The organism is Sphingobium sp. B8D3A (genome assembly GCF_025961995.1).
Lineage (GTDB): Bacteria > Pseudomonadota > Alphaproteobacteria > Sphingomonadales > Sphingomonadaceae > Sphingobium.
Genome location: NZ_JAOQOS010000001.1, coordinates 3,124,950 through 3,151,948, shown reverse-complemented (window position 1 = coordinate 3,151,948; position 26,999 = coordinate 3,124,950). Strand labels below are relative to the sequence as shown.

General features: G+C 63.6%; 28 protein-coding genes. 16 read left to right on the top strand and 12 right to left on the bottom strand.

The genetic code is table 11. The features are described 5' to 3' along the window. Positions 1 to 17 precede the first annotated feature (17 nt). The 6 genes from M2342_RS14585 (at position 18) to queE (ending at position 5,299) form a co-directional block, all read left to right on the top strand. Positions 18 to 1,157, top strand: a complete 1,140-nt coding sequence (locus tag M2342_RS14585) for an acyltransferase family protein (RefSeq protein WP_264579610.1) — start codon at positions 18 to 20, stop codon at positions 1,155 to 1,157. A gap of 47 nt (positions 1,158 to 1,204) precedes the next feature. Then, positions 1,205 to 2,125, top strand: coding sequence for an Hsp33 family molecular chaperone HslO (locus M2342_RS14580; protein WP_264579609.1), 921 nt, complete (start codon positions 1,205 to 1,207; stop codon positions 2,123 to 2,125). Between the two features lie 123 nt (positions 2,126 to 2,248). Next, entirely contained in the window at positions 2,249 to 2,671 is a 423-nt protein-coding gene (locus M2342_RS14575; protein WP_264579608.1) for a DUF3617 domain-containing protein, read from the top strand. A gap of 84 nt (positions 2,672 to 2,755) precedes the next feature. Then, positions 2,756 to 3,694 carry an IS5 family transposase gene (locus M2342_RS14570; RefSeq protein ID WP_264577804.1) on the top strand — a complete coding sequence of 313 codons (939 nt, stop codon included), beginning with the start codon at positions 2,756 to 2,758 and terminating at the stop codon, positions 3,692 to 3,694. A gap of 249 nt (positions 3,695 to 3,943) precedes the next feature. Continuing rightward, positions 3,944 to 4,648, top strand: a complete 705-nt coding sequence (gene queC / locus M2342_RS14565) for a 7-cyano-7-deazaguanine synthase QueC (RefSeq protein ID WP_413715143.1) — start codon at positions 3,944 to 3,946, stop codon at positions 4,646 to 4,648. A gap of 9 nt (positions 4,649 to 4,657) precedes the next feature. Next, positions 4,658 to 5,299: a 7-carboxy-7-deazaguanine synthase gene (gene queE, locus M2342_RS14560; RefSeq protein ID WP_264579606.1), complete on the top strand. Its 642-nt coding sequence runs from the start codon at positions 4,658 to 4,660 to the stop codon at positions 5,297 to 5,299. 2 nt (positions 5,300 to 5,301) lie between these two features. Here the strand turns inward: queE and M2342_RS14555 are convergent, their stop codons facing one another. Together M2342_RS14555 and lipB are read right to left on the bottom strand one after the other, a co-directional pair. Beyond that, positions 5,302 to 5,580, bottom strand: coding sequence for a hypothetical protein (locus tag M2342_RS14555; RefSeq protein ID WP_264579605.1), 279 nt, complete (start codon positions 5,578 to 5,580; stop codon positions 5,302 to 5,304). 146 nt (positions 5,581 to 5,726) lie between these two features. After that, positions 5,727 to 6,407 (bottom strand): lipoyl(octanoyl) transferase LipB, encoded by a 681-nt coding sequence (lipB, locus tag M2342_RS14550; RefSeq protein WP_264579604.1) that lies wholly within the window; start codon positions 6,405 to 6,407, stop codon positions 5,727 to 5,729. Positions 6,408 to 6,511: 104 nt separating this feature from the next. On the opposite strand from lipB, the gene M2342_RS14545 reads away from it, so the two are divergent. Beyond that, positions 6,512 to 7,273, top strand: coding sequence for a hypothetical protein (locus tag M2342_RS14545; RefSeq protein ID WP_264579603.1), 762 nt, complete (start codon positions 6,512 to 6,514; stop codon positions 7,271 to 7,273). Here M2342_RS14545 and hemF read toward each other — a convergent pair. Beyond that, positions 7,260 to 8,141: an oxygen-dependent coproporphyrinogen oxidase gene (gene hemF, locus M2342_RS14540; protein ID WP_264579602.1), complete on the bottom strand. Its 882-nt coding sequence runs from the start codon at positions 8,139 to 8,141 to the stop codon at positions 7,260 to 7,262. The genes M2342_RS14545 and hemF overlap by 14 nt on opposite strands. Continuing rightward, positions 8,138 to 8,596: a tRNA (cytidine(34)-2'-O)-methyltransferase gene (locus M2342_RS14535; protein WP_264579601.1), complete on the bottom strand. Its 459-nt coding sequence runs from the start codon at positions 8,594 to 8,596 to the stop codon at positions 8,138 to 8,140. Before M2342_RS14535 ends, hemF begins: the two co-directional genes overlap by 4 nt. 298 nt (positions 8,597 to 8,894) lie before the next feature. Here M2342_RS14535 and petA point away from each other — a divergent pair, with 298 nt between their 5' ends. From petA to M2342_RS14520, 3 genes are read left to right on the top strand one after another with little or no spacing between them, the layout of a single operon-like run. Further along, complete coding sequence (gene petA, locus M2342_RS14530) at positions 8,895 to 9,461, top strand: ubiquinol-cytochrome c reductase iron-sulfur subunit (RefSeq protein ID WP_181560428.1); 567 nt, start codon at positions 8,895 to 8,897, stop codon at positions 9,459 to 9,461. Positions 9,462 to 9,472: 11 nt separating this feature from the next. Then, complete coding sequence (locus M2342_RS14525; protein ID WP_181560427.1) at positions 9,473 to 10,813, top strand: cytochrome b; 1,341 nt, start codon at positions 9,473 to 9,475, stop codon at positions 10,811 to 10,813. A gap of 15 nt (positions 10,814 to 10,828) precedes the next feature. Next, complete coding sequence (locus tag M2342_RS14520; protein WP_181560426.1) at positions 10,829 to 11,668, top strand: cytochrome c1; 840 nt, start codon at positions 10,829 to 10,831, stop codon at positions 11,666 to 11,668. Positions 11,669 to 11,821: 153 nt separating this feature from the next. Here the strand turns inward: M2342_RS14520 and M2342_RS14515 are convergent, their stop codons facing one another. From M2342_RS14515 to M2342_RS14505, 3 genes are all read right to left on the bottom strand, one after another. Beyond that, positions 11,822 to 12,685, bottom strand: a complete 864-nt coding sequence (locus M2342_RS14515; RefSeq protein WP_264579600.1) for a UTP--glucose-1-phosphate uridylyltransferase — start codon at positions 12,683 to 12,685, stop codon at positions 11,822 to 11,824. Between the two features lie 173 nt (positions 12,686 to 12,858). Beyond that, on the bottom strand, positions 12,859 to 14,160 hold the full coding sequence (locus tag M2342_RS14510) for a UDP-glucose dehydrogenase family protein (protein ID WP_181560424.1): 1,302 nt from the start codon (positions 14,158 to 14,160) through the stop codon (positions 12,859 to 12,861). A 71-nt stretch (positions 14,161 to 14,231) separates the two neighbouring features. Next, positions 14,232 to 14,489, bottom strand: coding sequence for an XrtV sorting system accessory protein (locus M2342_RS14505; protein ID WP_264579599.1), 258 nt, complete (start codon positions 14,487 to 14,489; stop codon positions 14,232 to 14,234). Positions 14,490 to 14,726: 237 nt separating this feature from the next. Here M2342_RS14505 and rfbA point away from each other — a divergent pair, with 237 nt between their 5' ends. From rfbA to rfbB, 4 genes are read left to right on the top strand one after another with little or no spacing between them, the layout of a single operon-like run. Next, a complete protein-coding gene (gene rfbA / locus M2342_RS14500) occupies positions 14,727 to 15,602 on the top strand; it encodes a glucose-1-phosphate thymidylyltransferase RfbA (protein ID WP_264571111.1) in 876 nt (291 codons plus the stop codon). Further along, a complete protein-coding gene (gene rfbC / locus M2342_RS14495; protein ID WP_264575150.1) occupies positions 15,602 to 16,147 on the top strand; it encodes a dTDP-4-dehydrorhamnose 3,5-epimerase in 546 nt (181 codons plus the stop codon). Before rfbA ends, rfbC begins: the two co-directional genes overlap by 1 nt. Further along, on the top strand, positions 16,144 to 17,010 hold the full coding sequence (gene rfbD, locus M2342_RS14490; RefSeq protein ID WP_264579598.1) for a dTDP-4-dehydrorhamnose reductase: 867 nt from the start codon (positions 16,144 to 16,146) through the stop codon (positions 17,008 to 17,010). The genes rfbC and rfbD overlap by 4 nt, the downstream gene beginning before the upstream one ends. Further along, positions 17,003 to 18,073 (top strand): dTDP-glucose 4,6-dehydratase, encoded by a 1,071-nt coding sequence (gene rfbB / locus M2342_RS14485; RefSeq protein ID WP_264579597.1) that lies wholly within the window; start codon positions 17,003 to 17,005, stop codon positions 18,071 to 18,073. Before rfbD ends, rfbB begins: the two co-directional genes overlap by 8 nt. Positions 18,074 to 18,268: 195 nt before the next feature. Here the strand turns inward: rfbB and M2342_RS14480 are convergent, their stop codons facing one another. The 5 genes from M2342_RS14480 to M2342_RS14460 form a co-directional block, all read right to left on the bottom strand. Next, the gene (locus M2342_RS14480) at positions 18,269 to 19,267 is read right to left on the bottom strand and encodes an IS30 family transposase (RefSeq protein WP_264579175.1); all 999 of its coding nucleotides are present in this window, start codon (positions 19,265 to 19,267) and stop codon (positions 18,269 to 18,271) included. A 244-nt stretch (positions 19,268 to 19,511) separates the two neighbouring features. After that, positions 19,512 to 20,315: a CpsD/CapB family tyrosine-protein kinase gene (locus M2342_RS14475; protein ID WP_264571107.1), complete on the bottom strand. Its 804-nt coding sequence runs from the start codon at positions 20,313 to 20,315 to the stop codon at positions 19,512 to 19,514. Positions 20,316 to 20,347: 32 nt separating this feature from the next. Continuing rightward, on the bottom strand, positions 20,348 to 21,850 hold the full coding sequence (locus tag M2342_RS14470; protein ID WP_264571106.1) for a GumC family protein: 1,503 nt from the start codon (positions 21,848 to 21,850) through the stop codon (positions 20,348 to 20,350). Then, positions 21,850 to 23,043 (bottom strand): hypothetical protein, encoded by a 1,194-nt coding sequence (locus tag M2342_RS14465; RefSeq protein ID WP_264579596.1) that lies wholly within the window; start codon positions 23,041 to 23,043, stop codon positions 21,850 to 21,852. The genes M2342_RS14470 and M2342_RS14465 overlap by 1 nt, the downstream gene beginning before the upstream one ends. Continuing rightward, positions 23,040 to 23,657, bottom strand: coding sequence for a polysaccharide biosynthesis/export family protein (locus M2342_RS14460; protein ID WP_264571104.1), 618 nt, complete (start codon positions 23,655 to 23,657; stop codon positions 23,040 to 23,042). Before M2342_RS14460 ends, M2342_RS14465 begins: the two co-directional genes overlap by 4 nt. Before the next feature lie 271 nt (positions 23,658 to 23,928). Here M2342_RS14460 and M2342_RS14455 point away from each other — a divergent pair, with 271 nt between their 5' ends. Next, the gene (locus M2342_RS14455; RefSeq protein WP_264579595.1) at positions 23,929 to 25,461 is read left to right on the top strand and encodes a tetratricopeptide repeat protein; all 1,533 of its coding nucleotides are present in this window, start codon (positions 23,929 to 23,931) and stop codon (positions 25,459 to 25,461) included. A gap of 24 nt (positions 25,462 to 25,485) precedes the next feature. Next, complete coding sequence (locus M2342_RS14450; protein WP_181560414.1) at positions 25,486 to 26,934, top strand: undecaprenyl-phosphate glucose phosphotransferase; 1,449 nt, start codon at positions 25,486 to 25,488, stop codon at positions 26,932 to 26,934. Positions 26,935 to 26,999 lie beyond the last annotated feature (65 nt).

Here is a 26,999-nt window from a genome sequence, read left to right as displayed (position 1 = left end):
TCCGGCATCATTCACGCATGATCGGCGCCGGGGCACGGCGGATTGCCGCGCTGTTCGCGCCGCCCGAGCGGACGTCGGGGCATTTTCTGCTGATCGATGCGATGCGTGGCGTGGCCGCGCTGGTCATCATCTTCTGGCACTATCAGCATTTCTTCTACCCGCCGGGCGCCGAGCGGGCGATGGCCGGCTTCCGCCCGCAGCAGCCCTTTTTCGAGCAGGCCAGCTGGCTCTATGAGCATGGCAAATATGCCGTGCAGCTCTTCTGGGTGATATCCGGCTTCGTCTTCGCCCATGTCTATCATGGCCGGAAAAGCAGCACGCGCGACTTTGTCGTGAACCGGGTCGCGCGCCTCTATCCGCTTCACGTGCTGACGTTGCTGATCGTGGCGGGCTTGCAGGGAATCGCGCAGGCAAAATTCGGCGCGTTCCTCGTCTACCAGCACAATACGCTGGGCAATTTTCTGCTGCATCTTGGCCTTGCCTCCAACTGGTGGCCGACGGTGGTCTACAGTTTCAATGCGCCGATCTGGTCGGTGTCTATCGAGCTTCTCGTCTACGCGCTGTTCTGGCTGAGCCTGCCGGTGCTGTTTCGCGCGGGCGTGCTTGGGCCCGCCCTGCTGGCCGCAGCGGCCATCGCCGGATGCTTCCTGTTCGAGGGCTACATCCTCTTCATGTGCGCGGCAGGTTTCTTCGGCGGCGCGGCGCTGTTTGCTGTTCACGCCAATCGCGCCATCTGGCTCTCCGTGCTGGTCGTTCTGCTGCTGGGGGCAGGGGGATGGACGAGCTGGGACGATAGTCTCGATATTCGGCGCTATCTCTCTGTTCCGCTGTTCAGCATGGCGATCGTGCTGCTGGCCGCCCTGTTGGAGCCCTGCCTGCGGGCGAGCCTGTTACAGCGGACGCGCTGGCTGGGGGATGCCAGCTACGGCATTTATCTGTGGCACTTTCCCGTCCAGCTGGTGCTGCTGCTCGCTGTGCCGGGTCTGGCGACCGACCATCAAATGGCGCGCGAGCCGGCCTTCTTTCTGATCTTTATGACCAGCGTGGTCATCATCGCGGTGCTCTCCCGCCTGTTCGAGACACCATCGCGGCGCTGGTTGCGGGCCCGGCTGGAGGCGCGGCCTCATCCGCCTGCTTCCTCGCAGGCGGCGCCTTAGACTCTCGCCCCTTAGACTTTCGTGAGGGGAGTGCCTATCTAGGCGCCATGTCAGAATTCGATCCTACCCGCACAGAGGACCGCGTCCTCGGTTTCGCCCTGCCTGCCCGCAATGTCCGTGGTCGGCTCGTGCGCCTTGGCCCTGCGCTGAACGATGTGCTCGCCGCCCATCGTTATCCGCCCGTCATCGAGAAGCTGGTGGCCGAGGCCCTCGTGCTGGCCGCTTTGCTCGGCGCTATGCTCAAGGATGATGAGGGCCAACTCACCCTGCAGGCGCAGACCGAGCAGGGTGCGGTGTCGCTGCTGGTCGCCGATTATATGGGCGGCGCGGTGCGCGGTTATGCGCAGTTCGATGAGCAGCGCCTCGCCGAGCTGGGCGAAAATCCCACGCTGTTCGGTCTGTTCGGCAAGGGCTATCTGGCGATCACCTTCGATCAGGCGGTCACGGGCGAGCGCTATCAGGGCATCGTCCCGCTCGAGGGCACCGGCCTCGGCGCGGCGGCGGAGCATTATTTCGCCCAGTCCGAGCAGATCCCGAGCATCGTGAAAATCGCGGTTCGGCACGATGCGGAAGAGGGCTGCATTGGCGGCGGCATGCTCCTGCAGCATCTGCCCGAAGGCGAGGTGGGGCGGGAGCGGCTGCATGTGCGGCACGATCATCCCGATTGGGAGCATGTCATGATCCTCGGCAATACCCTGTCCGAGGAAGAACTGACCGATCCCGCACTGGGGCTGGAGGATATCGCCTGGCGCCTGTTCCATGAGGAAGACGAGATTCGCGCGCTCTCCAGCGCCGATTTGCGCAAGGGCTGCCGGTGCGACCCGGAGCGGATTCGCGGCGTGCTGGGCCGGTTCGACCCCGCCGAGCGCACCTCCATGGCCGACGAGCGCGGGGTGATCGCGGTCGACTGCGCGTTCTGTTCGCGGATTTTCGATATCACCTTGGCCGAGTTGCAGGCCCCGCACTGAGGCGCACGCCCGCCGGCAGATTTGACAATCTGCGACAAGCCGTGCATTTCCATCGTTGAAATATTGAGGTATCCGGCCTCGTCGGCCGTTGCCGCCTGCAAACGAAGAAGTGGCTGAAGCGACATGGCATTTAAGGCAGCGATGCTGGCGATAGGGCTTGCGCTGGGCAGCTTGCTGGCGCCCATGTCCAAGGCGCAGGCGCCGCAGGCCGGCGGGCTGGATGCGGTCGAATCGGGCGAATGGGAGCTGCTCGAGCGGGGGAGCAATCAGGCTGCGCGCCGGATTTGCATCAGCGATGGCAGCCAGTTGCTCCAGCCCAAGCACCCCTATCGGCAGTGCGAGCGTTACCTGATTCGCCAGTCGCCGCGTGCCGTCGCGGCATCCTATGACTGCGGCGAGGGCGGCCGTGGTCGCACCGATCTGCGGATCGAGACCTCGCGGCTCGTGCAGATTTCGTCGCAGGGCGTGTCCGATGGACTCCCTTTTGCGCATGAGATGGAAGCCCGACGGGTGGGGGCCTGCCGCCCGGGTGCTGCGGGGCGCTGACGACATGTCTCCCCTCCTCTAAAGGGGATCGTTGCAAAACGGTGTGACATTTGATTCACTTGCCTTGCGTTGAGGAGGCAGGTGATGACAGGTCAGCTCGGTTTTGCGGAGGGTTGGGTATCGCCCAAACTTGGTCGGAACGAGAGCCTGGATCGGCTATCGCAGGACGTGCGGTGGTATCGGTTCGAGAAGCTGCTGGTGCGGCTCGATCAAGGGGGCGGACGGCCGCCGTTTCCGCCGTTACTGATGCTCAAGGCCTTGCTTTTACAGCAGTTCTATGGGCTGTCGGATGCCGATCTGGAAGAGGCGATCAACGATCGGGTGTCGTTCCGGCGGTTCATCGGCCTGCCGCTCGAAGCGTCGTCGCCCGATCACACGACGCTGTGCCGGTTCCGCAATCGCCTGGCCGAGGCCGGGCTGAGTGAAAAGCTGTTTGGCGCGTTCTCGCGCCAGTTGGAGGCGCGCGGTCTCGTGCTCAAGCGCGGCACGATGATCGATGCCTCGCTGGTGGCAACGCCCTTCCGCCCCGGCTCGAGCAGCGGCACGCGCGAGGCAGTGGACGATGATGCGACGCTGACCATGCGCAAGCATCGCGCGCATTATGGCTACAAGGTGCATATCGGCACGGATCAGGACAGCCGCCTGATCCGCCGGCTGGTACTGACCGGAGCAAATGTGGCCGACACCGACATGGCAGAGCGCCTCGTGTGCGGCGACGAGCAGGCGGTCTATGCCGACAAGGCCTATGCCAAGCGGGCGCGGCGACAGTGGCTCAAGGCAGCCGGGATCAAGCCGCGGATCATGCACAAGACTTGGGGCGGCGGCCCGCCGCTTACACCCTTGCAGCGCCGCCACAACGACCTGATCTCCCCCATCCGTGCCCAGGTCGAGGGCGTGTTCGCCACGCTCAAGCGATGGATGGGGTTTACGGCGGTGCGCTATAACGGCCTGAAAGCAAACCGAAGTCACTGCTTTCTGCTCGCCCTTGCCTACAACATGAAGCGATCGCTTAAACTGGCTTGAGCCAGACACCAGAACGCCAAGAGGGCGGCCTCCCGATGCCGAAACGCCGCCCTCTTCAGGGCCCTAGTACGCACCCAGATCCGCCGTCGCTTACGAAAAAGACCCAATCACCCCTTTCGCAACGATCCCCTAAAGAGGAGGGGCTAGCACTGCCGCAACGGCGTTCTCCCGCCCGAGCGCCCGTTCGAAAAACGCCAAATCATCTCATCCCGTGACAGGGGCAGGGGATTTGCGCTAGCGCGGGGCATCATGTCACCGATATCGTCTGCATCGCACGGCCCCATGGCGGTTGTCCTCCTTTCCGGCGGACTCGACTCGATGGTCGCCGGCGGACTGGCGCGCGAGGCGGGGTTTCGTCTGGCGGCGCTCACCATCGATTATCAGCAGCGCCACCGTGTCGAGCTGGAGGCCGCCAAGCGGGTGGCGGCCGCGCTTGAGGTGGAGCGCCATGTCGTGCTGCCGCTCGACCTCTCGCTGTTCGGCGGATCGGCGCTGACCGCCGACATCGACGTGCCCAAGGAGGGCGTGGGTGAGGGCATTCCGATCACCTATGTGCCGGCGCGCAACACGATCTTCCTCTCGCTCACGCTTGGACTGGCCGAGGTGGTGGGGGCAGAGCGCATCTACATCGGGGTGAACGCGCTGGATTATTCCGGTTATCCCGATTGCCGGCCGGAGTTCATCGCCGCGTTTCAGCATATGGCATCGCTGGCCACCAAGCAGGGCGTGGAAGGCGCGCCGGTGCAGATCGCAACCCCGCTCCAATATATGAGCAAGGCGCAGATCGCCGCCGAGGCCGCGCGGTTGGGGCTGGACGCCGGCATGAGCTGGTCCTGCTACGATCCGACGCCCGAAGGCCTGCATTGCGGCCTGTGCGATAGCTGCCGTTTGCGCGCGAAGGGTTATCAGGAAGCCGGCCTGCCCGACCCGACGCGTTACGCGACGCATCCCTGAGCCGCCCGCATGAGCTACGCCGTCAAGGAAATGTTCCTCACCTTGCAGGGGGAAGGGATGCAGGCCGGTCGCCGGGCGGTGTTCCTGCGCTTTGCCGGCTGCAATCTCTGGTCCGGGCGGGAGCAGGATCGGGCGAGTGCGATCTGCCAGTTTTGCGACACGGATTTCGTGGGGACGGACGGGGAGAATGGAGGCCGCTTCGGCGAGGCGCGGGCGCTCGCGCAGGCCGTGGCCGATCTCTGGGGTGATGAGGCCGGCCAGCGGTTCGTGGTCATCACCGGCGGCGAGCCGATGCTGCAGCTCGATGCGGCGCTGATTGAGGCGCTCCATGCCGCCGGCTTTGAAATCGCGGTGGAGAGCAATGGCACGCTGGCGGCGACGCCGGGCGTCGATTGGCTCTGCATCAGCCCCAAGGCCGGCAGTAGCGTGACGCAGCGTCGGGGCGATGAGCTCAAGCTGGTCTGGCCACAGCCTGGAATCGACCCGGCCGAGCTGCTGGATTGGGACTTCGGCCAGTTTCTTGTGCAGCCGATGGACAGCGGGACCCCGGAGGCCAATGCCGCTAACCGGGAGGCCGCCATCGCGCTTGTCCTGTCAGACAGCCGCTGGCGACTGTCCCTCCAGACCCACAAGCTGCTCGGGCTGAAGTAGGGTTACTCCGAGGCGACGGTCTCAGTGTCTTCGGAGCTGGCATTGGCGGCGGGCTCGCTCGTCTGCTTGCGGCTGACGCTGCCGGCATTGCCGACCGCGCCGAGGCCATCGGCCTTCACGGCATCGAGATCGGTCATCGAATCGTTCACCGTGCCTTCCAGCACATTCATGTCGCGCATTTCGACCGTGTTGCCCGGCGCGTCCTCGGCGCCGTCGCAGCCCGCGAGCGCGAGGCCGCCCATGGCCGCGAGCAGAAGAAGGGGAACATGGGTCTTGCGCATCAGCGGCATCCTTTCTGGTCTTCTTGGTCGTGGCCGATTTCCCGATCGGTCGAGGCCCCCTCGGCAGCACGAAGAGCCGGTCTTAAAGAGGGATGCCGCAGGGCTCAAGGGGCCGTGGAACCCGACCACCCCATGGCTGCGGCCGTTCACCCGCCGTCGGAGTCAAGCGCTGCCAGCATGGCCAGCAGATGCGATTGGAGAATGGCATCGAGGTGGTGTATGTCGGCCGGGCGTCCCAGATCAGCCAGGCTGGTGACGCCCAGATCGCTGATTCCGCAGGGCACGATGCCGCTATAATGGCCAAGGTCCGGCGCGACATTGATGGAGAGGCCGTGCAGGGTCACCCATTTGCGGACCCGCACGCCGATGGCGCCGATCTTGGCCTCCGCCCCGTGCGGCCCCTGCGTCCAGACGCCGACGCGGCCATCGACGGTCCAGGCCTCGACCCCGAGATCGGCCAGCGCGGCGACCATCCACTGCTCGAGCGCGCGGACGAAGCGCCGCACATCGCGTCCGCGTCGGCCCAGATCGAGATTGAGGTAGACGACGCGCTGGCCGGGGCCGTGATAGGTATATTGCCCGCCGCGCCCCGTGACATGGACGGGAAAGACTGGTGCCAGAAGATCGGTCGAGAGCGCGCTGGTGCCCGCAGTGTAGAGCGGAGGATGCTCGACAAGCCAGATGCGCTCGCGCGCCTCGCCCGCCGCAATCGCCGCGACGCGCGCATCCATATCGGCCAGCGCGCTTTCATAATCGAGCAATCCCGGCTCGATCCGCCACTCAGGGCTGGCCGGGAAATCCTGTTCGGGGAGGGAAGGGGCGGTCATCCCGCCCGAGATGCGATCTGCGACCAAATTTGGCAAGGCAAGGCTCGCCTATGGCGCGCGGGGCAGATATTGCCTATCGAGCGCGCAAACGGGAGCACAAGCGGTTGAGCAGGATCGATCTGGCAGCGATATGGGACGACGCCAAGCAGATGGGCGCGGCAAACCGTGACATTCTGGGCGCCGTGGCCGGCATGTTCATGTTCCTGCCCGCTCTGGTGGCCGAGCAGCTCGTGAAGCAGCCCGAGCCACTGGCCGAGAACGCCACCAACGACATGATGCTGGCGCGATTGACCCAATATGCCGAGCTGAACTGGCCCGCGCTGCTGGCCTTCGCCGCCATCTCGTCCTTCGCCGTGCTGGCGATGCACGCGCTGCTGCTGCGCGGCGAGCGACCGACGGTGCGGGAGGCTCTGGTCATGGCACTGCCAGTCCTGCCCGGTTTCTTCCTTGCGAATCTGCTGCAGGGACTGGGCGCAATGGGCGGCTTCATGCTGTTCATTCTGCCCGGCTGCTATCTGATCGGCCGGCTGGCCTTGATCGCGCCGGTCGCCGCAGCGGAGTCGCAGCGCAACCCGCTCACTATCCTCCAGCGCAGTGCCGCGCTGACGCGGGGGAACGGGTGGCGCGTGTTCGGCGTGCTCGGCCTCATTTTCATCATGATGATTGTGCTGGGGGTCGTGCTCACCTCCGTCGTCGGGGTGGTCGCCGAGCTCCTGCTGCCCGCCGACATCGCCGATCTGCTGATCGCGATGGTCTCGGCGCTGGTCGAAACCGCCCGCACGGTGCTCGTCGTGCTGATCTGCGCCGCGCTTTACCGGGCGACGGCGGGTGCGCCGGCAGCCGGAGCGCCGTTCAGCTCCAGGTGACGCGCGGCGGCAGGCTCATCAGGATCGCGTCGATATTGCCGCCGGTCTTGAGGCCGAACAGCGTGCCGCGATCATGCACGAGGTTGAACTCGACATAGCGGCCGCGCCATTCGAGCAGCTGCGCTTCCTCCTCCGCCGTCCATGGCAATCCCATGCGGCGGCGCACGATTCGCGGAAAGGCCTCCAGAAACGCCTCGCCCACCGCTTGGGTGAAGGCGAAGCTCTCCTCGAACGGCCCTTCGAGATGGTCGTAGAAAATCCCGCCCACGCCCCGGTGAACCTGCCGGTGGGGAATGTAGAAATACTCTTCCGCCCATTTGCTGAAGCGCGGATAGTAGCTCTCGTCATGCGCATCGCAGGCGCGGCGCAGCGTGTCATGGAAGTCCGCCGTGTCTTCCTCATAGACGATGGGCGGATTGAGGTCCGCGCCGCCGCCGAACCAGCGCTTGGTCGTCACCAGCATGCGCGTGTTCATGTGCACGGCCGGCACATGCGGATTGGCCATGTGCGCCACGAGGCTGATGCCGGTGGCGAAAAAGCCCGGCTGCTCTTCGCCCGCGCCGTGGATCGTACGAGCGAATTCGGGCGAGAAGGCGCCCCCGACCGTCGAGACATTCACCCCGACCTTCTCGAACACCTTGCCCTTCATCACCCCGCGCACGCCGCCGCCGCCACCGCCCTGTTCGATCGGGCCGGAGGGCTGGCCGTCACTCTCGCGCCACCAGGACAGATAATCGAACGCCGCATCGCTGCCGGCCTCGCGCTCGATCGCTTCGAACGCGGCGCAAATCCGGTCTCGCAGGCTTTCGAACCAGGCGCGGGCGGCCAGCTGTTGATCGTCGAGGCTGTTGGGAGCGGTGGAAGTCATGCGGGGAAAAGTCCGGTCTGTCTGAGAGCTTCGCCAAGCGCGATGCCAGTTGCTACCGCGACGTTCAAGGAGCGAAAGCCCGGCGCCATGGGAATCCGCACGCGCAAAGCCGCTTGTGCGTGGATCGCCTCGGGCAGACCGGCGCTCTCGCGGCCCAGCAAGAGGATGTCGTCGCGCTGGAAGCTGGCCTGAGGCAGGGGCACGCTGCCCACGCTGGTCAACGCCACCAGACGCGCGCCATCCTTCAGCCGCTCGGCGAGGAAGCTCTCAAAGTCCACATGCCGCGTCACATCGGCCTGCGCGCCATAATCCATGGACGCCCGGCGCAGCTGCGCGTCGGACACCGGAAAGCCGCAGGGAAGGATGATGTCGACCGGGATCTGCCAGCAGGCGGCCAGTCGCAGGATGGTGCCGACATTGCCGGCGATATCGGGCTGATAGAGGGCGATGCGCATCCTTACCTCCTAGCCACGGCCCTTGCGCAATCCCACCCCTCTTGCGCCCGGCTGGAAAAAGGCGGGCGGGCCACGAAATTGAAGGTTGGCAAATCGCAATCAAGGGCGCTATCAGGCGCCCGAACGCGCCGGGACCATCCTGGCGTGCGGTGTGTCGTATCATTCGGCGGACGAGCGGACTTCCGGCCAATAAGGAAGCCTTTCGGTTCGACCGCGCGATCGACTGGCGCCCGAATCGAGATTTCGGCGTGCACGACGCTCTCGGGCGATCGTGGACAAAGGGAGGCAATGACAAAGCATGGCCACTGAAGTGCAAGGGACGGAAGCTGTCATGGACGATGGCGAAGGCGTGCGTCGTCGCGACTTCATCAACATCGCAGCCGTGAGTTTCGCTGGTGTTGGCGGTCTCGCCGTTCTGTATCCGCTGATTACCCAGATGAGTCCGAGTGCGGACGTGCTGGCGCAGGCGACGACGGAAGTCGATCTGTCGGCGATCCAGGCCGGCCAGGCGATCAAGACGGTGTTCCGCTCGCAGCCGCTGTTCGTGCGGCATCTGACGGACAAGGAAATTGCCGAAGCGGACGCCGTCAACGTCTCCACCCTGCGCGATCCCCAGACGCTGGAAGAGCGCACGGTCGACGGCAAGAAGCAGTGGCTGATCACCATGGGCGTGTGCACCCATCTGGGTTGCGTGCCGCTCGGTGCCGGCGAGGGTGAGAACCGGGGCGAGTTCGGCGGTTATTTCTGCCCGTGCCACGGTTCGAGCTATGATACTGCCGCGCGCATCCGCAAGGGGCCTGCGCCGAAGAACCTAGTGGTTCCGCAGTATAAGTACACCTCCGACACCGCCATTCTCGTAGGCTGAGGATAAAGATAATGAGCTTTCCCTGGGCTGAGCATTACACGCCGAAGCATCCCGTGATGAAGTGGGTGGATGAGCGCTTGCCGCTCCCGCGCTTCGTCTACAACGCCGTCGGCGGCGGCTACGAAGTGCCGCGCAACCTCAACTATTTCTGGAACTTCGGTGTCCTCGCGGGCGTCGCGCTGACGATCCAGCTGATCACCGGCATCATCCTCGCCATGCACTATGCGGCGAATGCCGGCGTGGCGTTCGACAGCGTCGAGCACATCATGCGCGATGTGAACTCGGGCTGGCTGCTGCGTTATGCGCACGCCAACGGCGCGAGCTTCTTCTTCATCGTCGTCTATCTCCACATTTTCCGCGGCCTCTATTACGGATCGTACAAGGCGCCGCGCGAAATGGTGTGGCTGCTCGGTGTGGTCATCTTCCTGCTGATGATGGCGACGGCGTTCATGGGCTATGTGCTCCCCTGGGGTCAGATGAGCTTCTGGGGCGCGCAGGTGATTACCGGCCTCTTCGCCGCCATTCCGGTGGTGGGTGAGCCGATCCAGACCTGGCTGCTCGGCGGCTTCGCGCCTGGCAATGCCGCGCTCAACCGCTTCTTCTCGCTCCACTATCTGCTGCCCTTCGTGATCGCGGGTGTCATCATCCTGCACATCTGGGCGCTGCACATTCCCGGCTCGTCCAACCCGACCGGTGTGGAAGTGAAGGGGCCGCAGGATACGGTGCCGTTCCATCCCTATTATACGGCGAAGGACGGTTTCGGCCTTGGCGTGTTCCTCATCCTGTTCGCACTGGTGCTGTTCTTCGCGCCGAATTCGATGGGCCACCCGGATAACTATATCCAGGCCAACCCGCTTTCGACGCCGGCGCACATCGTGCCTGAATGGTACTTCTGGCCGTTCTACGCCATTCTGCGCGCCTTCACGATGGATCTGGTGATCCCGTTCACCGGTATCGTGCTGGTTCCCGCGAAGCTCCTCGGCGTGATGGCGATGTTCTCGTCCATTCTGCTGCTGTTCTTCCTGCCGTGGATCGACACCTCGCCGGTCCGCTCGGGCAACTACCGCCCGCTGTTCAAGAAGTTCTGGTGGCTGCTCATTCTGGACGTGCTCGTGCTCGGCTATTGCGGCGGCGCACCGGCGGAAGAGCCCTATGTCATGATCAGCCAGATCGCTTCGGCTTATTATTTCGCGCACTTCCTGATCATCTTGCCGATCATTGCGTCCATCGAGCGGCCGCTGCCGCTCCCCGGTTCGATTACCGAAGCGGTGCTGGCCAAGGGCAAGTTCGAGGGAGAACAGTCTGCACCTCCGGGCATGGGCAGCGATACCCAGCCCACCGGCGCAGCTTAATTAAGGGGTCCGTCAATGGTTCGTGTCCTGGCCTTCCTTGTCGGCCTGTTTTTCTCCGGCATGCTGCTGCTCAGCTTCATCTGGGGTGGGGTCGCTTATGTGAGCGAGCCGCCGCAGCCCACGGCTGAGAAGGAGTTCCACCTCCACCCCGAAAAGGCTGGCTTCAGCTTTGAAGGGCCGTTCGGCAAATTCGATCGCGCGCAGTTGCAGCGCGGCTTCCAGGTCTACACGGAAGTCTGCTCGGCCTGTCACTCGATCCATCAGGTGGCGTTCCGCAGCCTCGCCGACCTTGGCTATAATGAAGCCGAGATCAAGGCGATCGCCGCAGCCCGTCAGGTGCCGTCGATCGACCCCAGCACGGGTGAACCCAGCACGCGTCCAGGCGTGCCGGCGGACAAGTTCCCGCTGGTCTACCCGAACAGCGTGGCTGCCGCTGCCGCCAACAACAACGCCATTCCGCCGGATCTTTCGCTGATCGCCAAGGCCCGTCATGACGGTGCGAACTATGTTCATGCGCTGCTGACCGGTTATCGTGAGCAGCCGGCCGAACTGCTGCGCAAGTTCCCCGACGCGAAGACGCCGGAAGGGCTGCACTACAACCCGTACTTCGCGAACCTCAATCTCGCGATGGCGCCGCCGCTGACGGCCGAGGGTCAGGTGACCTATGGCGAGGGTCAGCCCAAGCCGACCGTCGACCAGATGGCCACGGACGTCGCTGCCTTCCTGATGTGGACGGCCGAGCCGAAGATGGAAGCGCGCAAGAGCACCGGCATCGCCGTGGTGATCTTCCTGCTGTTCGCGACGGTGCTGGCTTACATGTCGTACCAGAACATCTGGGCGAACAAGAAGCACTGAGGGTTCCTGCCCGGGTCGATAGACCCGACGAGATAAGAAAAAGGGCGGATCGCTGGATCCGCCCTTTTTTATGTGCCGATCGGTCTGAAGATCGTGCTTGCGTCAGGCGCTGCTGCGCAAGCCTATGTTCGCTACTGGGCGCTGGCAGGCCTCTCAGGCGAGGAAATCGCGAGCCCAGCTCTTGAGATCGCCGCCCATGGCATCGTCGCGGCAGGCGAGCGCGAAATTGGCCTGGGCAAAGCCGAGCTTCGAGCCGCAGTCGAAGCGCTCGCCATCGAAGGTCACGCCGTGGAAGGGCTGCTGGCCGATCAGCTTCGCCATGGAATCGGTGAGCTGCACTTCGCCGCCCGCCCCAGCCTCTTGCGTGGCAAGCAGGGCCATGACCTCGGGTTGCAGAATATAGCGGCCGGGCAGCATCAGGTTGGAGGGCGCCGTGCCCAGCGCCGGCTTCTCGACCAGGCCCCGAACTTCGGTCAGCACGCCGTCGCGGGCGCCCGGATCGATCACGCCATAGCTGGGCGTTTCGTCCATCGGGACTTCCAATGCGCAGACCAGATTGCCGCCGACTTTTTCATATTGCTCGATCATTTGGGCCAGACATCCCTTCTGACGGCCGACGAGAAGCTCGTCCGGCAGGATGATGGCAAAGGGCTCATCGCCGATGATATCACGCGCGCACCAGATCGCATGGCCAAGGCCACGGGGTTCCTGCTGCCGGACGAAGATCGCATTGCCGGGCGTCAGGCGCGTGCCTTCCAGCGCCGCGACGCTCTTGCCGCGGTCGGCCTGCGTCCGCTCCAGCTCGAAGGCGATATCGAAATGGTCCTCGATGGCGCCCTTGCCGCGCCCGGTGACGAATATCATCGTCTCGATGCCGGCTTCCAGCGCTTCATCGACGGCATATTGGATCAGCGGGCGATCGACGACGGGAAGCATTTCCTTCGGCACCGCCTTGGTGGCGGGCAGGAAGCGGGTGCCAAGCCCGGCGACCGGGAAGACAGCTTTGCGTATCGTCAAATGAACCCCCTGATTGCTCTGTCAGTCGTGGACGTGCCTATCGAGCATTAAGGTAAAGATACCGCATATTGTTCGATTGGCCGCCCCAAAGGCCGGATGAAAAGCCCCCATTTGGTGGGGCATCCATCCAGGCCGAGGTCAGAACGGTCGGTACGAAACTCGGTTCCGCCGAATTACCGACCGACGGCCGTGTAGGAGAAGCCGGCCTCCTCGACCAGATCGCGCGGGTAGAGGTTGCGCAGATCGATCATCACCGGTGTCTTCAGCAGCGACTTGATGCGCGCCAGATCGAGCGCGCGGAAGGCGTCCCACTCGGTGATGAACACCAGCGCATCGGCGCCGGCCATCGTGTCATAGGCATTGCCGAAATAGGTGACGTCGCGCAGCACCAGCTTGGCCTGCTCCATGCCCTCGGGATCATGGGCGTGGATCTCGGCGCCCGCGTCCTGCAGCGTCTCGATGATCGCGATGGCGGGCGAATCGCGCATGTCATCCGTATTCTGCTTGAAGGTGAGACCAAGCACGGCGATGGTTTTGCCACGCACTTCTCCGCCCATCGCCTGAATGACCTTGCGCCCCATGGCGCGCTTGCGCGAATCGTTCACGGCGACGACCGTTTCGACGATCCGCTGCGGCGCCTCATAATCCTGTGCGGTCTTCAACAAGGCGAGCGTGTCCTTGGGGAAGCAGGAGCCGCCAAAGCCGGGGCCGGGGTGCAGGAACTTGGCGCCGATCCGATTATCGAGGCCGATGCCCCGCGCGACCTCATGCACGTCCGCGCCCACCTTCTCGCACAGATCGGCGATCTCGTTGATGAAGGTGATCTTGGTCGCAAGAAAGGCGTTGCCGGCATATTTGGTCAGCTCCGCACCGCGCCGGCTCATCTCGATCACCGGCGAGCGGCCGATGACGAGCGGGCGATAGATTTGCCGCATCACGTCCAGGGCCCGGCGATCATCGCCGCCGATCACGACGCGGTCGGGACGCTTGAAGTCATCGATTGCCGCGCCTTCGCGCAGGAACTCCGGGTTGGAGATTACGGCAAAATCGGCGTCGGGGTTGGTCTCCCGAATGATCCGCTCGACCTCGTCGCCGGTGCCGACGGGCACGGTCGACTTGTCGACCACCACGGTGAAGCGCTTGAGGAACGGCGCGATTTCCGCGGCCGCGCCGTACACATAGCTCAGGTCCGCATGGCCATCGCCGCGCCGCGAGGGCGTGCCAACGGCGATGAAGATCGCGTCGGGGTCGGCGAGGGCGTCTGCCGCTTGCGTCGTGAAGGACAGCCGGCCGGCCGCGACATTGCTGGCGACGAGATGATCGAGGCCGGGTTCGAAGATGGGGATGCGGCCTTCCTGGAGGGCGGTGATCTTCGCCTCGTCCTTGTCGAAACAGATGACGTCATGGCCGAAATCCGCGAAGCACGCGCCAGAGACGAGGCCCACATACCCCGAGCCGATCATTGTAATTCTCACAGGAACACGCCCTTTTTGCCGTAATCACGGTGGATGCGCCGGCAGCCCGACGCCGCCAACAGGCGCAAGGCCTATTTAAAACTGGGCTTCAACACCAGCCAAACATAGGCCACCACGCCGACCAGCAGCAAAATCCCGGCGGCATGCATGATCATGCTGTCATGCTCGATCGCATAATTGCCGGCCTGGTTGGCAATGGCGCAGCCAAGCGCCGGCGGCAGATAGTCGATCATCCGGTCCGGCGGATTTTCCATCGACGAGCGCTGGAGGAACAGCACGATGATGCCAGCAAATATCGCCAGAGAGAGCCAGTCATAAACTGTTTCCATGCAGTCTTCTCCCGTCAGGCGGCACAATTTTGATCGCAGGATCGATCGGTCCGAAACCGCTAATTTTTCTGAAATGAAAACGCAAAGCGATTCACGATCTTTTCGTCCTATGGATGCATAATCCCGCCATGCCAAAATGGTTCAGGCCCGGGACCGGCCGAAAATGGTCGCCTTGCATTGTGAAGATGATGCGTTACCTCGGAGCGCCCGTCCGGGCACAGCCATGGAGTGTTGCTATTGCGTAAGGGAATCATTCTGGCAGGCGGATCGGGGACGAGGCTTTATCCACTGACCAAGGCCGTCTCCAAACAGCTCATGCCAGTCTACGACAAGCCGATGATCTATTATCCGCTCTCGGTGCTGATCATGGCGGGCATTCGGGAGATCATGATCATCACCACGCCGCATGATCAGGCGGCATTCCAGGCCTTGCTGGGCGACGGGAGCGCGCTGGGTCTGGACCTGCATTATGCCGTGCAGCCGGAGCCCCGAGGTTTGGCGCAGGCTTATCATATCGGTGCGGATTTCATCGGCACGGACCCGTCCGCGCTGATCCTCGGCGACAACATCTTCTATGGCCATGGTCTCACCGAACTGTTGCAGGCCGCCAATGCGCGCGAGCATGGCGCGACGGTGTTCGGCTATAATGTCAGCGACCCCACAGCCTACGGCGTCGTCTCTTTCGATGCCGATGGGAAGGCGCAGACGATCGAGGAAAAGCCCGCGCAGCCCAAATCCAATTATGCCGTGACCGGTCTTTATTTCTACGACGGGCAGGCGGTGGAGCGTGCGGCCGGGCTGGCGCCTTCAGCCCGGGGCGAGCTGGAGATTACCGATCTCAATCGCGTCTATCTGGAAGCCGGCGAGCTGAATGTCGAGCTCATGGGCCGCGGCTATGCCTGGCTCGATACCGGGACGCACGGCTCGCTGACGGACGCCGCCAATTATGTCCGGATCACGGAGGAGCGGCAGGGCCTCAAAATCTGTTGCCCTGAGGAATTGTGCTGGCGCATGGGCTTTATCGATGATGCGCAACTGCTGCGCGTCGCGGAGCCGCTGCGCAAGTCCGGCTATGGCGAGTATCTCCTCAAGCTGCTGGACGGCAAAGCCTGATGAACCTCATAGAAACGGCCATTGATGGCGTCTTCATCATCGAGCCAAAGGTTTTCGGCGATGAGCGCGGCTTCTTTCTGGAAAGCTGGAACGCGCGGGCGTTCAAGGATGCCGGGCTCGATATCGACTTCGTGCAGGACAATCACAGCCGCTCCTCGCGCGGGGTGCTGCGCGGGCTGCACTATCAGCAGCCTGGCCCACAGGGGAAGCTGGTGCGGGTCACGGCCGGCGCGGTCTTCGATGTCGCTGTGGATATGCGCCGGTCCTCGCCGACCTTCGGCAAATCGGTGGGCGTCGAACTGAGCGCGGCCAACAAGCGGATGCTCTGGGTGCCCGAAGGCATGGCGCACGGGTTCCTTTGCTTGGAGGATGGCACGGACTTTCTCTACAAGTGCCGCGGCTTTTACGATCCCAGCCATGAGCACAGCCTGCTGTGGAACGACCCGGCGCTCGGCATCGACTGGCCATTGGGGGACATCGTACCGCAGCTTTCGGCCAAGGACATGGCGGGCAAGCCGCTGGCGGATGCGGTGACCTTCCCGTGAAGGTCATCATCACGGGGGCCGGCGGTCAGCTCGGCCAGGCGCTGCAGCGATGCGCGCCCGAGGATGCGGACATAGTCGCGCTGGACCGGGCCGCGCTGGATATCGGGGACGCGGCGGCGGTTTCGGCGTGCATCGCCGAGATCCAACCCGCGCTCATACTCAATGCGGCCGCCTATACGGCCGTGGACAAGGCAGAGGGCGAACGCGATCTTGCCTGGCGGATCAACGCGGATGGGCCGGCCAACCTGGCGCGGGCAGCGGCTTCGAGCGGCGCGACCCTTGTGCATGTCTCGACCGATTTCGTGTTCGACGGCACACAGGGCACGCCCTATCGGCCGGACAGCCCCGTTGCCCCGCTGGGTGTCTATGGCGCCAGCAAACGGGCGGGGGAGGAAGCCGTGCTTGCGGCGTGTCCGCACGCCCTCATCGTGCGGACGGCCTGGGTCTATGGCGACACCGGCCCTAATTTCGTGCGGACGATGCTGCGCCTGATGGCGGAGCGGGACGAGGTCCGTGTGGTCGCCGATCAGATCGGCACGCCGACTTATGCCGCCGGGTTGGCCGACGTCCTCTGGCGATTGCAAACCGTCCGGGCAAGCGGCCTCCATCACTGGACCGACAGCGGTGCGGCGAGCTGGTATGATTTTGCCGTAGCGATTCAGGAGGAAGCGGTCGCGCTTGGCCTGCTGAGCCGGACGGTGCCGGTCTTGCCGATCAGCACCAGCGATTATCCCACGCCGGCGCAAAGACCCTCTTATTCGGTTCTGGACAAGAGCAGCACCGTTGCGCACATCGGCGCACCCGCGCCGCACTGGCGCGTCCATCTTCGTGACATGCTCGGAGTGATCAAGGCGAATGGCTAATCTGCTCGTCACCGGCGGTGCCGGCTTCATCGGCGCGAACTTCGTGCATTATTGGCGCGCCCATCATGCTGGCGACGTTGTCACGGTTCTGGATGCGCTCACTTATGCGGGCAATCCAGCCAATCTCGATGGCCTGAGCGATGTCGAACTGGTGGTGGGCGATATCTGTGATACGCCGCTCGTCGAGGATCTGCTGGCCCGCAAGCAGATCGACACCATCGTCCACTTCGCTGCCGAGAGCCATGTCGATCGCTCGATCACAGGGCCGGACGCCTTCGTGACGACCAATGTCATCGGCACGCACAGCCTGCTCAAGGCTGCGCGCAAGCTGTGGCTTGACACCGGCACAGGCCGTCCGCACCGCTTCCATCATGTCTCGACCGATGAGGTGTATGGCTCGCTCGGGTCGAACGATCCGGCGTTCAGCGAAACCACCGCTTATGCGCCCAACTCGCCCTATTCGGCCAGCAAGGCGGGTTCGGATCATCTGGTGCGCGCCTATCACCACACTTATGGCCTTGAGGTCACGACGAGCAATTGCTCGAACAATTATGGCCCTTTCCAGTTTCCCGAGAAGCTGATCCCGCTGTTCCTGCTCAACTGCCTCTATGGCCGTAACCTTCCTATTTATGGCGATGGCATGAACGTGCGCGACTGGCTGCATGTCGAGGACCATTGCCACGGCATCGAGAAGGTTTTGCAGGTCGGGCGACCGGGCGAGACCTATAATATCGGCGGCGGCCAGGAATTGCCCAATCTCACCGTTATCGAGGAGATTTGCGCGACGGTCGATCGCGCCTTCGCTGCCGATCCGCAGCTCGCGCAGCGCTTCCCCGATGCGCCAGCCGCGCGGGGACAGGCATCGGACACGCTGAAGACCTTCGTCCCCGATCGCGCTGGGCACGACCGGCGCTACGCGATTGACGAAACCAAGGCGCGCTCGGAACTTGGCTACGCGCCCCGCCGCACCTTCAGCGAGGGCTTCGCCCAGACGCTGGACTGGTATCTGAAGAATGAGCAATGGTGGCGGCCGTTGCTTGAGAAGGCCGCCGCTGGCCGGTGATGGGGGGAAGCGGATTTCGGATTCGCGCGATCCTTCGGATCCCTTACCCCTCTCCCAGCTTCGACCAGGCAGCACGCTGCGTAGTCTGCGCATCCCTCTCCCTCAGAGGGAGAGGGTTTGGAGTGCAGCGCTATCGGCCTTTGGTCGAACTCATGACGTCGGCCTGACGCCCGACGAGCCGGCCCACCACCCTCGTCACCCCGGGCTTGACCCGGGTGTGGATTCACATTTGAAGTGCAACGGGTTGAGGAAGGCTTCAGCGGGGGTTTGGAAGCCGAGGCATTTTCGGGGCGTGTGATTGTACAGAGCCAGAATGTCATCGATTTTCAGCTGATGCAATTGGTCGACGTCGGTCTTTCTGGGCAGGCTTCGTCGCAGTCTGCCGATGGCATTTTCGACGCCGCCTTTTTGCCACGGTGCGCGGGGATCGCAGAAGAAGGTGCTGAGGCCGAGCTGGTTGGCGATATGCTGATGCCGGTTAAACTCTGTTCCATTGTCGAACGTGATTGAGCGCCGCAAGGCGGCGGGCATTGGCCCCAGCATTCGTACAAGAGCTGCTGCGACGGGGTCAGCTTTGAGGCTGCTTTGCTGCAGAGCGATGGTCAGCCTTGAGTGGCGCTCATGTGCGACGAGGATGGCCTGACCAGGGCAAGAGAAGAGCATGGCATCGGCCTCCCAGTGGCCGGCTTGCTGGCGGGTGGCGATGCTGTGGGGGCGATCATGGATCGAAGGGCGATCGGCATAGCGGGGCCAGCCTCCCTTGGTGCGCCAGCCGCGCTTGTATTTGGCGCGAGGAAGATAGAAGCGCCAGAGCCTGTCATTGGTTCGCTTCAACTGGGTGTAGACGAAGCGATAGATGGTCTCATGGCTGATGATCTTGCGCCCGGCCTCATGCGCGAGGCGCCCTGAGACCTGCTCGGGGGACCAGCCCATCGCAAGCCGGTCGAGCACATTTTCGCGCAGGGTCTTGTCGCGTTCGAGCCGCGAGCCAGTCCAACGCCGTGCCTGGGCTTGTTGCTGCGCATAAGCGGGCTGGTAGCCGACCCGCGCACCGGCGTTGCGCTTCAGTTCGCGCGCGATGGTCGACGGCTGGCGATCCAGAGTTGCAGCGATTTGCCGGATCGATTGCCCGGCTTCATGAAGCCGGGCAATCGAACACCGTTCCTCGAGCGATAACTGGCGATAGCTGGACATGGCAGCACCTGTCTGAGGTGTTGCACTTCGTTTGTGAACTCAGAGGGCCCCGCTAGGCTTCTTGCGGGGGAGGGAGTTTCAACCAAACCGTGCATCCGTGCGCCGGAATGTATTTGAGGATTAGGAAGCTGGACCCCGGGTCAAGCCCGGGGTGACGGTGGGAGTTAGCGAGCGCTTCACACCCCTTGTATTCAGTGCGGTCGCTACAGCGCAACAATGCGGTAGGCTGGCGAACCGGAGCCGCTCAGTCTTCCTTGCTGAAGTAGTCCGTATACTTGCCGTAACCGCCGTAGGAATAGCCATAGGGATCGGTCACGCCGCCATCGTAGCGGTTGAGGACGGAACCGAGGCATTCGGCGGGGTCGAGCAGGCGGATCGAATCGGTGACCTGCTTCTGGTTGGTCCGGCCCTGTTCGATCACCATCAGATAAGCATCGACATGGCCGGCGATCACCATGGCGTCGTCATTGGCGAACACGGGCGGCATGTCGAAGAGGATGATCGTATCGTCATCCAGCGTGCGCAGGGCTTTGACGAACCGGTCGAAGCGGTCGCCGGCGAGCAGCGGCATGCTGTCGAGATCGTTCGAATAGCAGGGGTAGAGCGTGAGGTTGGTGCCTTCGACATGGCGGCCGATCTTGCGCAGATCGTCGGTTTCGCCGGCGAGGAAGCGCTCCAGGCCGACTTCGCCCACCAAGCCGAAATTCTGCGCGAGCGAGGCCCGGCGAATGTCGAGGTCGAACACGAGGACCTGCTTGCCGGGCAGGCGGCTCAGCGTGGCGGCAAGATTGGCGGTCAGGAACGACTTGCCGGCACCGGGAGCCGGGGAGGTGACCCCGATGATCCGGTGCCCGCCCGCTGCCATCCGCTTGACCACCTGCGAGCGCAGCAGGCTGAACGGGCGGGAGGCAAGGTGCCGGTTGCTGAACGCCACGACATGCTGGGCTTCGAGAAGCTTCGGGTCGGGTGTAAACAGCGCCGTCTCATTGGGCGCGGGAATGCGGAAAGGCGCGCCCTGCAGGGCCGATGGCGCAAGCTGATCAGACAATGCTCAAACTCCTTGGATACAGTGCGCGCGGATCAGTCGTCGTCATCATCGTCATCGGGCTTCGTGCGGCCCTTGCGCCCGCCAAAGGGCCACAGGCGCTTCAAACCGCGCTGCTGCTGCTCGGCCCGCGACATGATCGTGGGAATGACCACCAGCGGCAACGCACCGGTCGCTTGCAGGACGGCGTCAGCGCCACGGATCGGCCGCGTGAGCATTTCGATCAGGAAGATCAGGCCAAAGCCGAGACCCAGGCCTGCGAAGGCGCCGAGCAGGATGATCTTCGGGCGATTGGGCGAATAGGGATCGTCCGGCACCACCGGCGGGTCGATCACGGAAAGACGCTCGCCCTGCTGCTCGTCCTCGGCACGCTTGCCAGCCTTGGCGTTCATCAGCTGGTTGGAGACCTTCTGATATTGCTCGTTGAGACCCGTCATGCGCTGCTGCAGCTGCGCCAGTTCCTGCTGCACCACCGGCGCGCGGATCTGGGCGCTCAGAATGGAGGCGCTGCGGCCTTCTTCGGCGGCACGCGCCGATTCAAGGCGGGAAATCTCGCGATTATTGGCGGCGATCTGCGCGGAAATAGCGGAAGTAGGAATGCGCGACTGATTGGATTTCGCTAGCTCCCGCGCCTCGGCGAGCCGCTGCTTGGCCAGAACCACGTCCGGATGCTGCTCGGTGTAACGCGCCCGGGCGGTGGCCACAGCGGCTTCCGCTTCGGCGATCACCGGATCGCGGTCAGCCGCGCTCTGCGTGAGTTCACGCTGCGCCTGCAATTGCGCATTGGCGGACTGGAGTGCGGCGATGCGGCTGTCGATGCCGATGGTGCCGCCGCCGGTCGTCGCCATGGTGCTGCTGGCCAGCGTGAGGCCGTTCTTCAGCTGGATGTCGGCGATCTGCTTGTCCAGCGCGGCGATCTGCGTCTGCAAATCGGCTTGCTGGTCGGTGAGGAACTGAATGGTGTTCACCGACTGCGCGGCCGAGGTGCTCGCGTCCAGCTGCAGCACCTGGTCGGTCAGCGCCTGGGCGACGGCCTGGGCCTTCACCGGGTCGGAATAGTTGAAGCTCATCGAGAAGGCGATGGTGCTGCGGCGCCCGCCATTGGCGGCCTGAATGTCCGCTGTGACCGGTTCGATGGCGATCGCTTCGCGCATCGTGGTGATGACTTCGGAGAGCGACTGGGTCCGCAGCTCGGTCTGGTAGAGCCCGTTCCTCTGGATGAGTTCCACCAACTGCGGACGGCTGAGGACCTGCTGGCGAATGCGCGCCATGCGCTGGTCGACGACGCTCGTGCCGTCTGCGCTGCGGGGATCGCCCGCCACATCCTCGGGAAGAAGCGAGGCTTCGACCAGCAGAACCGCCTTGGACTGGTACTGCACCGGCAGAAGGAACGCCGTAGCGATGCCGGCCAGGAGCAGCAGAAGGGCGGGCACGATGACCAGCCATTTGCGCTGCATGAGGATCGTCGGGATATGCGGCAGGAACGATGCCCCGCCGGACTCCTCAGCCGTGTCGTAATTGGCGTGGACGTTGTTCATCAGTTCTGACCGAGCCTGTACCGCAATCCAACGAGTCCGTGGATGTTTGCGTTGCGTGAGACGAGCGAGGTATATGTGTCACTATAGGTTACCGAAATGACAGCAGACAGCCGAGGACGCAGCAAACGCTCGTAACCGACGCTCGCCCGCGCATAATCGCTATCATTGCCGCCGGTTCCCACAAGGCTGCTCGACCGGGAATAAGAGGCGCTGGCGTTGAAGCTGCTCCGCTGATCGATCTTGTAATTGTACAGCGCGCCGATGGCCGTGACTCGCGAGGAGCCGGCGATCGACGAGGGGGAAACCCCATGCGAGCCCGTGAGGCAGAAGCTCGTGCGATCCCCTTCACGGCAGAGATCTGCCGAGGCGTAGAAGGACGTGTTGTTGATCGACACGGCGGGGAATTGCGTCTCGCTGAAGGTCAAGCCCGCCGCGAGCTTCAAGCTCAGCCGGGGCGCCAGCCGCGTGTTGAGCTGGGCGGTCGGCGTATATTGGGTGGTCTTGCCGAAGGCGGGATCGAGATAGTCGCTGCGAGCCGCATTGAAGCCCACACCCACCGAGGTGTTTGCACCGATTGCGCGCATATAGGTCAGGCCGCCACCGTAGGTGTCATATTCCTTGGAGAGGCCCATATTGTCCGGGAACCGCACGCGCGTGCCGTTGGCCGACACGTTGAGCGTGTCGCGGGGCGAGAGGGTAAAGCCGAGCCCCAACTGGCCGGAGAACACGTCTGACCGCTGGCGATAGTTCACGCTGCCGCTCGGATCGACGATGATCGGGGCGCCAGGATCGACCGGGCCGCCCACGATCGGATCGTAGACCGGATACAGGCCGTTGCGCACGTAGCTGGAGTAGGAGAGACCTGCAGTCAACGAGGTTAGCGGACTGATCTGGCGGCTGATGTTGCCGGAAAGACCGTAATCTGTGGTGCCGTCGTAGAGTCGCGAATATTCCGTATGCGTCACCGATCCGCGCAACTGGGTCGTGCCCGTCGGCGAATTGATCGTGACGGTGGGGGCGAAGCTGCCGGCCAGCGTGGCAGCGGCGCTATCGCCGCCCACCGTGCCATAGGGATTGCTGGCGACACCGCCGGTGACGCCGAGATCCGCGCCAATGCGGGTGTCAGCCTGCGCGGCGCTGCCGAGCATGAGGGCGGCGATGGCTGCCGAGCCGATCAGCTTCGTCTTATTCATGGAACGATCACCGTGTCGCCGGTCTGGATCTGGGGAATGGCGCGGGCAGCCTCTTCGGAAAGATTGCCCTTCATCGCGCCGCCGAGCCGAAAGCGCAGCGCGGACAGCTCATTGCCGTTCTTGCGGATGATGGTGACGTTATCGAGATTGGCGAACTCATCCGGTCCACCGGCCATGGCGATGGCCTCGACCAGGTTCACATAGCGACCCGGGGTGAACGAACTGGGGCCGCGGACCCGGCCCACCACCGAGAAGGTGAAGCCCGACGGCGTCTCGACCGAGACGGTCACCTGCGGGGGCTCGCCCCGATACTGGCTGGCCAATCCGTTCGAGATCGCAGTCTGGACCTGCTCGGGCAGCATGCCCTGCGCGACGATGCGGCCGACCAACGGAAAGGAGAAGCTGCCATCCGGCAGCACGCGGATCGAGCGCTGCAGACGCTCCTCGCCCCACACATAAACCTCGATCTGGTCGCCGGGGTTAATTGTATAGGGCCGGGCGACCTGATTGGATGCACCGCCTGCCGCAGCGGCGTTCTGCTGCGCCATCGCTGGCAGCGTTGCGACGGCGGCAAGAAGGCCCGCCATGGACCATGAAATTACGGGAAACCGCACGGTTGAGGATCCTTCTACTTGGCCGGGAATGCAGGCTTCATATACCAAAACCCTATGCCGTCACTACGTAAAAGCTCGGTTAATGATGTGGGGGCAATGGTTACTTTCGTTGCTTGCTGGGGTTAAGCCCTGTAACGCGACGCGGGTTGGGCGATATTCACGACAGGGCGATATGACCGGGTTTGGCAGGCTGACTTTCGCTCATGGCAGCGCTGCCCGTTTCGGCAGTCGAATGCCGAAGGCCACGGGCAGAGGCCCATCATCGAACGCTTTGGCGGCTTTGCTGATCCTTGCGGCCTTGGGCGGCTGCAAGAGCCCGAGCGAGCAGGCCGCCGAGCGGGCACAGGCGGCGGAAGCGCTGCTGCAGGCGGGCGACCTTGCCGGTGCCCAACGGGCGATTGGCGAGGCGATCCGTCTGCGGGAAGATGGACCTAATTTCCAGCAATTGGCTGGCATGATTGCCTTGCAGTCGGGCGATCCTGCGGGGGCCTATCGGGCGTTCCAGAGGGCGCTGGAGTTCGATGCCACGAACCGCCTGGCCCTCGCCTATGTGGCGAATCTCGGCGTTCAGCTCGGGCAGATCGCAGATGCCGAAGCGGCAGCGGACCGACTGTTGACGCTGGAACCCGATGCCATGCCCGCGCTCCAGACGAAGGGCATGATCGCCCTGGCCCGCGAGCAGCTAGACGATGCGATGTCCTATGCGGACCGGATTCTCGCGCGCTCGGCGACGGATGAGGCCGGTGTTATCGTGAAGGCGCGGGTGCTGGCGCGGCGCGGGCAGGCGGAAGAGGCCATCGCCCTGATCGACAACGCGTTGCGTGTCTCCGGCGATTCCTCGGCGCTGTTGACCAACAAGGTCAATCTGTACCGCTATCTGGGCAAGCCCGAGCCGATGGCTGAGGCGCTGGGCCGGCTGGTCGCGACCGGCAATGCCGGGACGGCCATGAAGCTGGACCGCATCAACCTGCTCTACAAGATGGGCCGGCTGCCGCAGGCCCGCGAGGCCAGCCTGGCGCTGCTCCGCGAGGGTTTGCGAGAGCCGTCGGATTATGAGGTTCTCACCCGAATCTGGTGGGAGTTCGACCCCACGCCGCTGTCGCCCGACGTCGCGCGCGGGCCGACGGATTGGCGTGACCCGCTCGCCGTCCTGACGGTTTCGCGCTATCTGCTGGCGCGCAGAAATCGCGAGACGGCCAATCTGCTTTTGAATTCCGTGCCGGATGGGCGCGCCAAGGATTTGATCGCACCGCTCAAGCTGCGCCTGCTCATGGAAACCGGTAAGGATAAGGGAGTCGAGGGGCAGGTCGAATCGCTGCTCAAGCAGGATCCCGAGAATGTCGACGCGCTGCTGTTGCGCGCGCACTATGCCGCGAAAAGGGGCGACGCACGCGCTGCGCTGGAAGCGGCGCAGCTGGCGCTGGCGAACGATCCGCGCAATCCCGACGCCTATCAGGCCGTGGCGCAGCTTTATCGGGCGCGCGGCGAGAACTGGCGTGCCCGCCAGGTCTACGAAGAGGGCTTGAAGCAGATTCCCCAGAATTTTCCTCTGGTGCAATCTTATATGCAATATCTTCATGACTCGGGGGATAGGGCGCGGAGTATGTCGGTCGCGCGCAATTTTGCCCGGGCTTTGCCGTCGTCGGAAAAGGCGTGGAGCCTGCTCGTGGCGCAATGCGCGGCCATACAAGATGGGACCTGCGCGAGCGTGGCTCAGAATGGATTGGACAATGCCCGGACAGCCTATCTCGTGGATGATCCCCCAGGCAAACCGGCCGATCGCGGCCTGTTTGGTCGCTTTTGACACCGTTTTGTAATTCGGCGAACCATGATCAGCTTTCAGCGTCCTGCGCGTAACAAATATGTCCGCTTCACGTCCAACGTGTTGCGCTCGGGCGGTATCATCAATGACAGCCTGTGCTTCCTGCTGTCCTATCTGATCACGGTCGCCTTTTACCGCAGTTTCCTGGGCTATTATCTGGACGCGCGTCTGCATTCGACCGTCGTGGTCGTCATGGCGATCAACTTTTTCCTGATCCGGATTTCCCGGGACGCCTATTCCGGCTTCCGAGGGCAGGGCGATGATCTTGGCGGCAGCACATTCCTCGACTTCCTCGTGGCTTTGACGCTGACCGGATTCATCCTCGTCCAGTTTGGCAAAGGCGGCGATCTGTCGCTCCGCTTCGCGCTCGTCTTCTCGCTGGTCTGCCTTATCTTTCTGGTGTTTTCGCGCCTGCTGTTCCGGCAACTCGTTCGCGTGGCGATGAAGCACAAGATTATCGGACAGCGCGTGGCGATCTATGGCGCGGACCGGGAGGTAACGAGCCGGCTGCTGGAACTGCTGGAAATCGAGCGGCTGCCCCATATCAACATCGTTGGTTTTGCAGACGACCGGCGCTCTCGGGTCGAGACGGGCATGATCGGGCGATTTCCGTATCTCGGCGGGTTCGACGAGATGCTGGGCCTCGCGCAGCAGGGGATGCTGGACCAGGTGATCGTGGCGCTGCCTCTGGTGCGACAGGAGCGCCTCAACCAGATCATCGAGCAGCTCAGTGCCGGCGCGATCGACATTTGCATCATGCCGCGCGAGTTTCTGGTGCTGCGGGATCGGTACAGCGTCAATTATATCGGCTCCCTGCCGGTGCTCAGCGTGTGGCAACTGCCGATGCGGGATTTCGACGGCGTTCTGAAGGAGATTCAGGATCGCCTTCTTGCGCTCATCGGCGTGATCGTTCTGGCGCCGCTGCTCATCCTCACCGCGCTCGCCATCCGGCTGGAGAGCAAGGGGCCGATCCTGTTCCGCCAGAAGCGCCTCGGCTTCAACAATCTGGAAATCGAGGTTCTCAAGTTCCGGTCGATGTATACCGATCGTCAGGATGTCAGTGGTGGCGAACGGACGCGCAAGGGCGATCCGCGGATCACCCGGGTGGGGCGCATCATTCGTCGCACCAGCATCGACGAACTGCCGCAGTTGTGGAATGTGCTCAGGGGTGAGATGTCTCTGGTCGGGCCGCGGCCCCACGCCTTGGCGATGCGCGTCGGCGATGCCTATTATCACGACGCGGTCCGTGGATATGCGGCGCGGCATCGCGTGAAGCCCGGGATCACCGGCCTCGCGCAGGTTAGGGGCTTGCGCGGAGAGATCGATACGATCGAGAGAGCCAAGAAACGTGTCGAATATGACATCTATTATATCGAGAATTGGTCGCCCTTGCTTGATCTGCGGATCATCCTCGAGACTGTCGTGCGCCTGATCTGGGACAAGCATGCCTACTGAGGCTGTCCGCCAGCGTGAAGGGTCGTGCGAGCGGGCTGCCATGGCCGGCGCGTTGATGAGCGCGC

Excerpts from the sequence above, each read along its gene's own strand:
- M2342_RS14585 (WP_264579610.1), top strand. The coding sequence starts at position 18 with ATGATCGGCGCCGGGGCACGGCGGATTGCCGCGCTGTTCGCGCCGCCC.
- M2342_RS14580 (WP_264579609.1), top strand. The coding sequence starts at position 1,205 with ATGTCAGAATTCGATCCTACCCGCACAGAGGACCGCGTCCTCGGTTTC.
- M2342_RS14575 (WP_264579608.1), top strand. The coding sequence starts at position 2,249 with ATGGCATTTAAGGCAGCGATGCTGGCGATAGGGCTTGCGCTGGGCAGC.
- M2342_RS14570 (WP_264577804.1), top strand. The coding sequence starts at position 2,756 with ATGACAGGTCAGCTCGGTTTTGCGGAGGGTTGGGTATCGCCCAAACTT.
- queC (WP_413715143.1), top strand. The coding sequence starts at position 3,944 with ATGTCACCGATATCGTCTGCATCGCACGGCCCCATGGCGGTTGTCCTC.
- queE (WP_264579606.1), top strand. The coding sequence starts at position 4,658 with ATGAGCTACGCCGTCAAGGAAATGTTCCTCACCTTGCAGGGGGAAGGG.
- M2342_RS14555 (WP_264579605.1), bottom strand. The coding sequence starts at position 5,580 with ATGCGCAAGACCCATGTTCCCCTTCTTCTGCTCGCGGCCATGGGCGGC.
- lipB (WP_264579604.1), bottom strand. The coding sequence starts at position 6,407 with ATGACCGCCCCTTCCCTCCCCGAACAGGATTTCCCGGCCAGCCCTGAG.
- hemF (WP_264579602.1), bottom strand. The coding sequence starts at position 8,141 with ATGACTTCCACCGCTCCCAACAGCCTCGACGATCAACAGCTGGCCGCC.
- M2342_RS14535 (WP_264579601.1), bottom strand. The coding sequence starts at position 8,596 with ATGCGCATCGCCCTCTATCAGCCCGATATCGCCGGCAATGTCGGCACC.
- petA (WP_181560428.1), top strand. The coding sequence starts at position 8,895 with ATGGCCACTGAAGTGCAAGGGACGGAAGCTGTCATGGACGATGGCGAA.
- M2342_RS14525 (WP_181560427.1), top strand. The coding sequence starts at position 9,473 with ATGAGCTTTCCCTGGGCTGAGCATTACACGCCGAAGCATCCCGTGATG.
- M2342_RS14520 (WP_181560426.1), top strand. The coding sequence starts at position 10,829 with ATGGTTCGTGTCCTGGCCTTCCTTGTCGGCCTGTTTTTCTCCGGCATG.
- M2342_RS14505 (WP_264579599.1), bottom strand. The coding sequence starts at position 14,489 with ATGGAAACAGTTTATGACTGGCTCTCTCTGGCGATATTTGCTGGCATC.
- rfbC (WP_264575150.1), top strand. The coding sequence starts at position 15,602 with ATGAACCTCATAGAAACGGCCATTGATGGCGTCTTCATCATCGAGCCA.
- rfbB (WP_264579597.1), top strand. The coding sequence starts at position 17,003 with ATGGCTAATCTGCTCGTCACCGGCGGTGCCGGCTTCATCGGCGCGAAC.
- M2342_RS14480 (WP_264579175.1), bottom strand. The coding sequence starts at position 19,267 with ATGTCCAGCTATCGCCAGTTATCGCTCGAGGAACGGTGTTCGATTGCC.
- M2342_RS14470 (WP_264571106.1), bottom strand. The coding sequence starts at position 21,850 with ATGAACAACGTCCACGCCAATTACGACACGGCTGAGGAGTCCGGCGGG.
- M2342_RS14465 (WP_264579596.1), bottom strand. The coding sequence starts at position 23,043 with ATGAATAAGACGAAGCTGATCGGCTCGGCAGCCATCGCCGCCCTCATG.
- M2342_RS14450 (WP_181560414.1), top strand. The coding sequence starts at position 25,486 with ATGATCAGCTTTCAGCGTCCTGCGCGTAACAAATATGTCCGCTTCACG.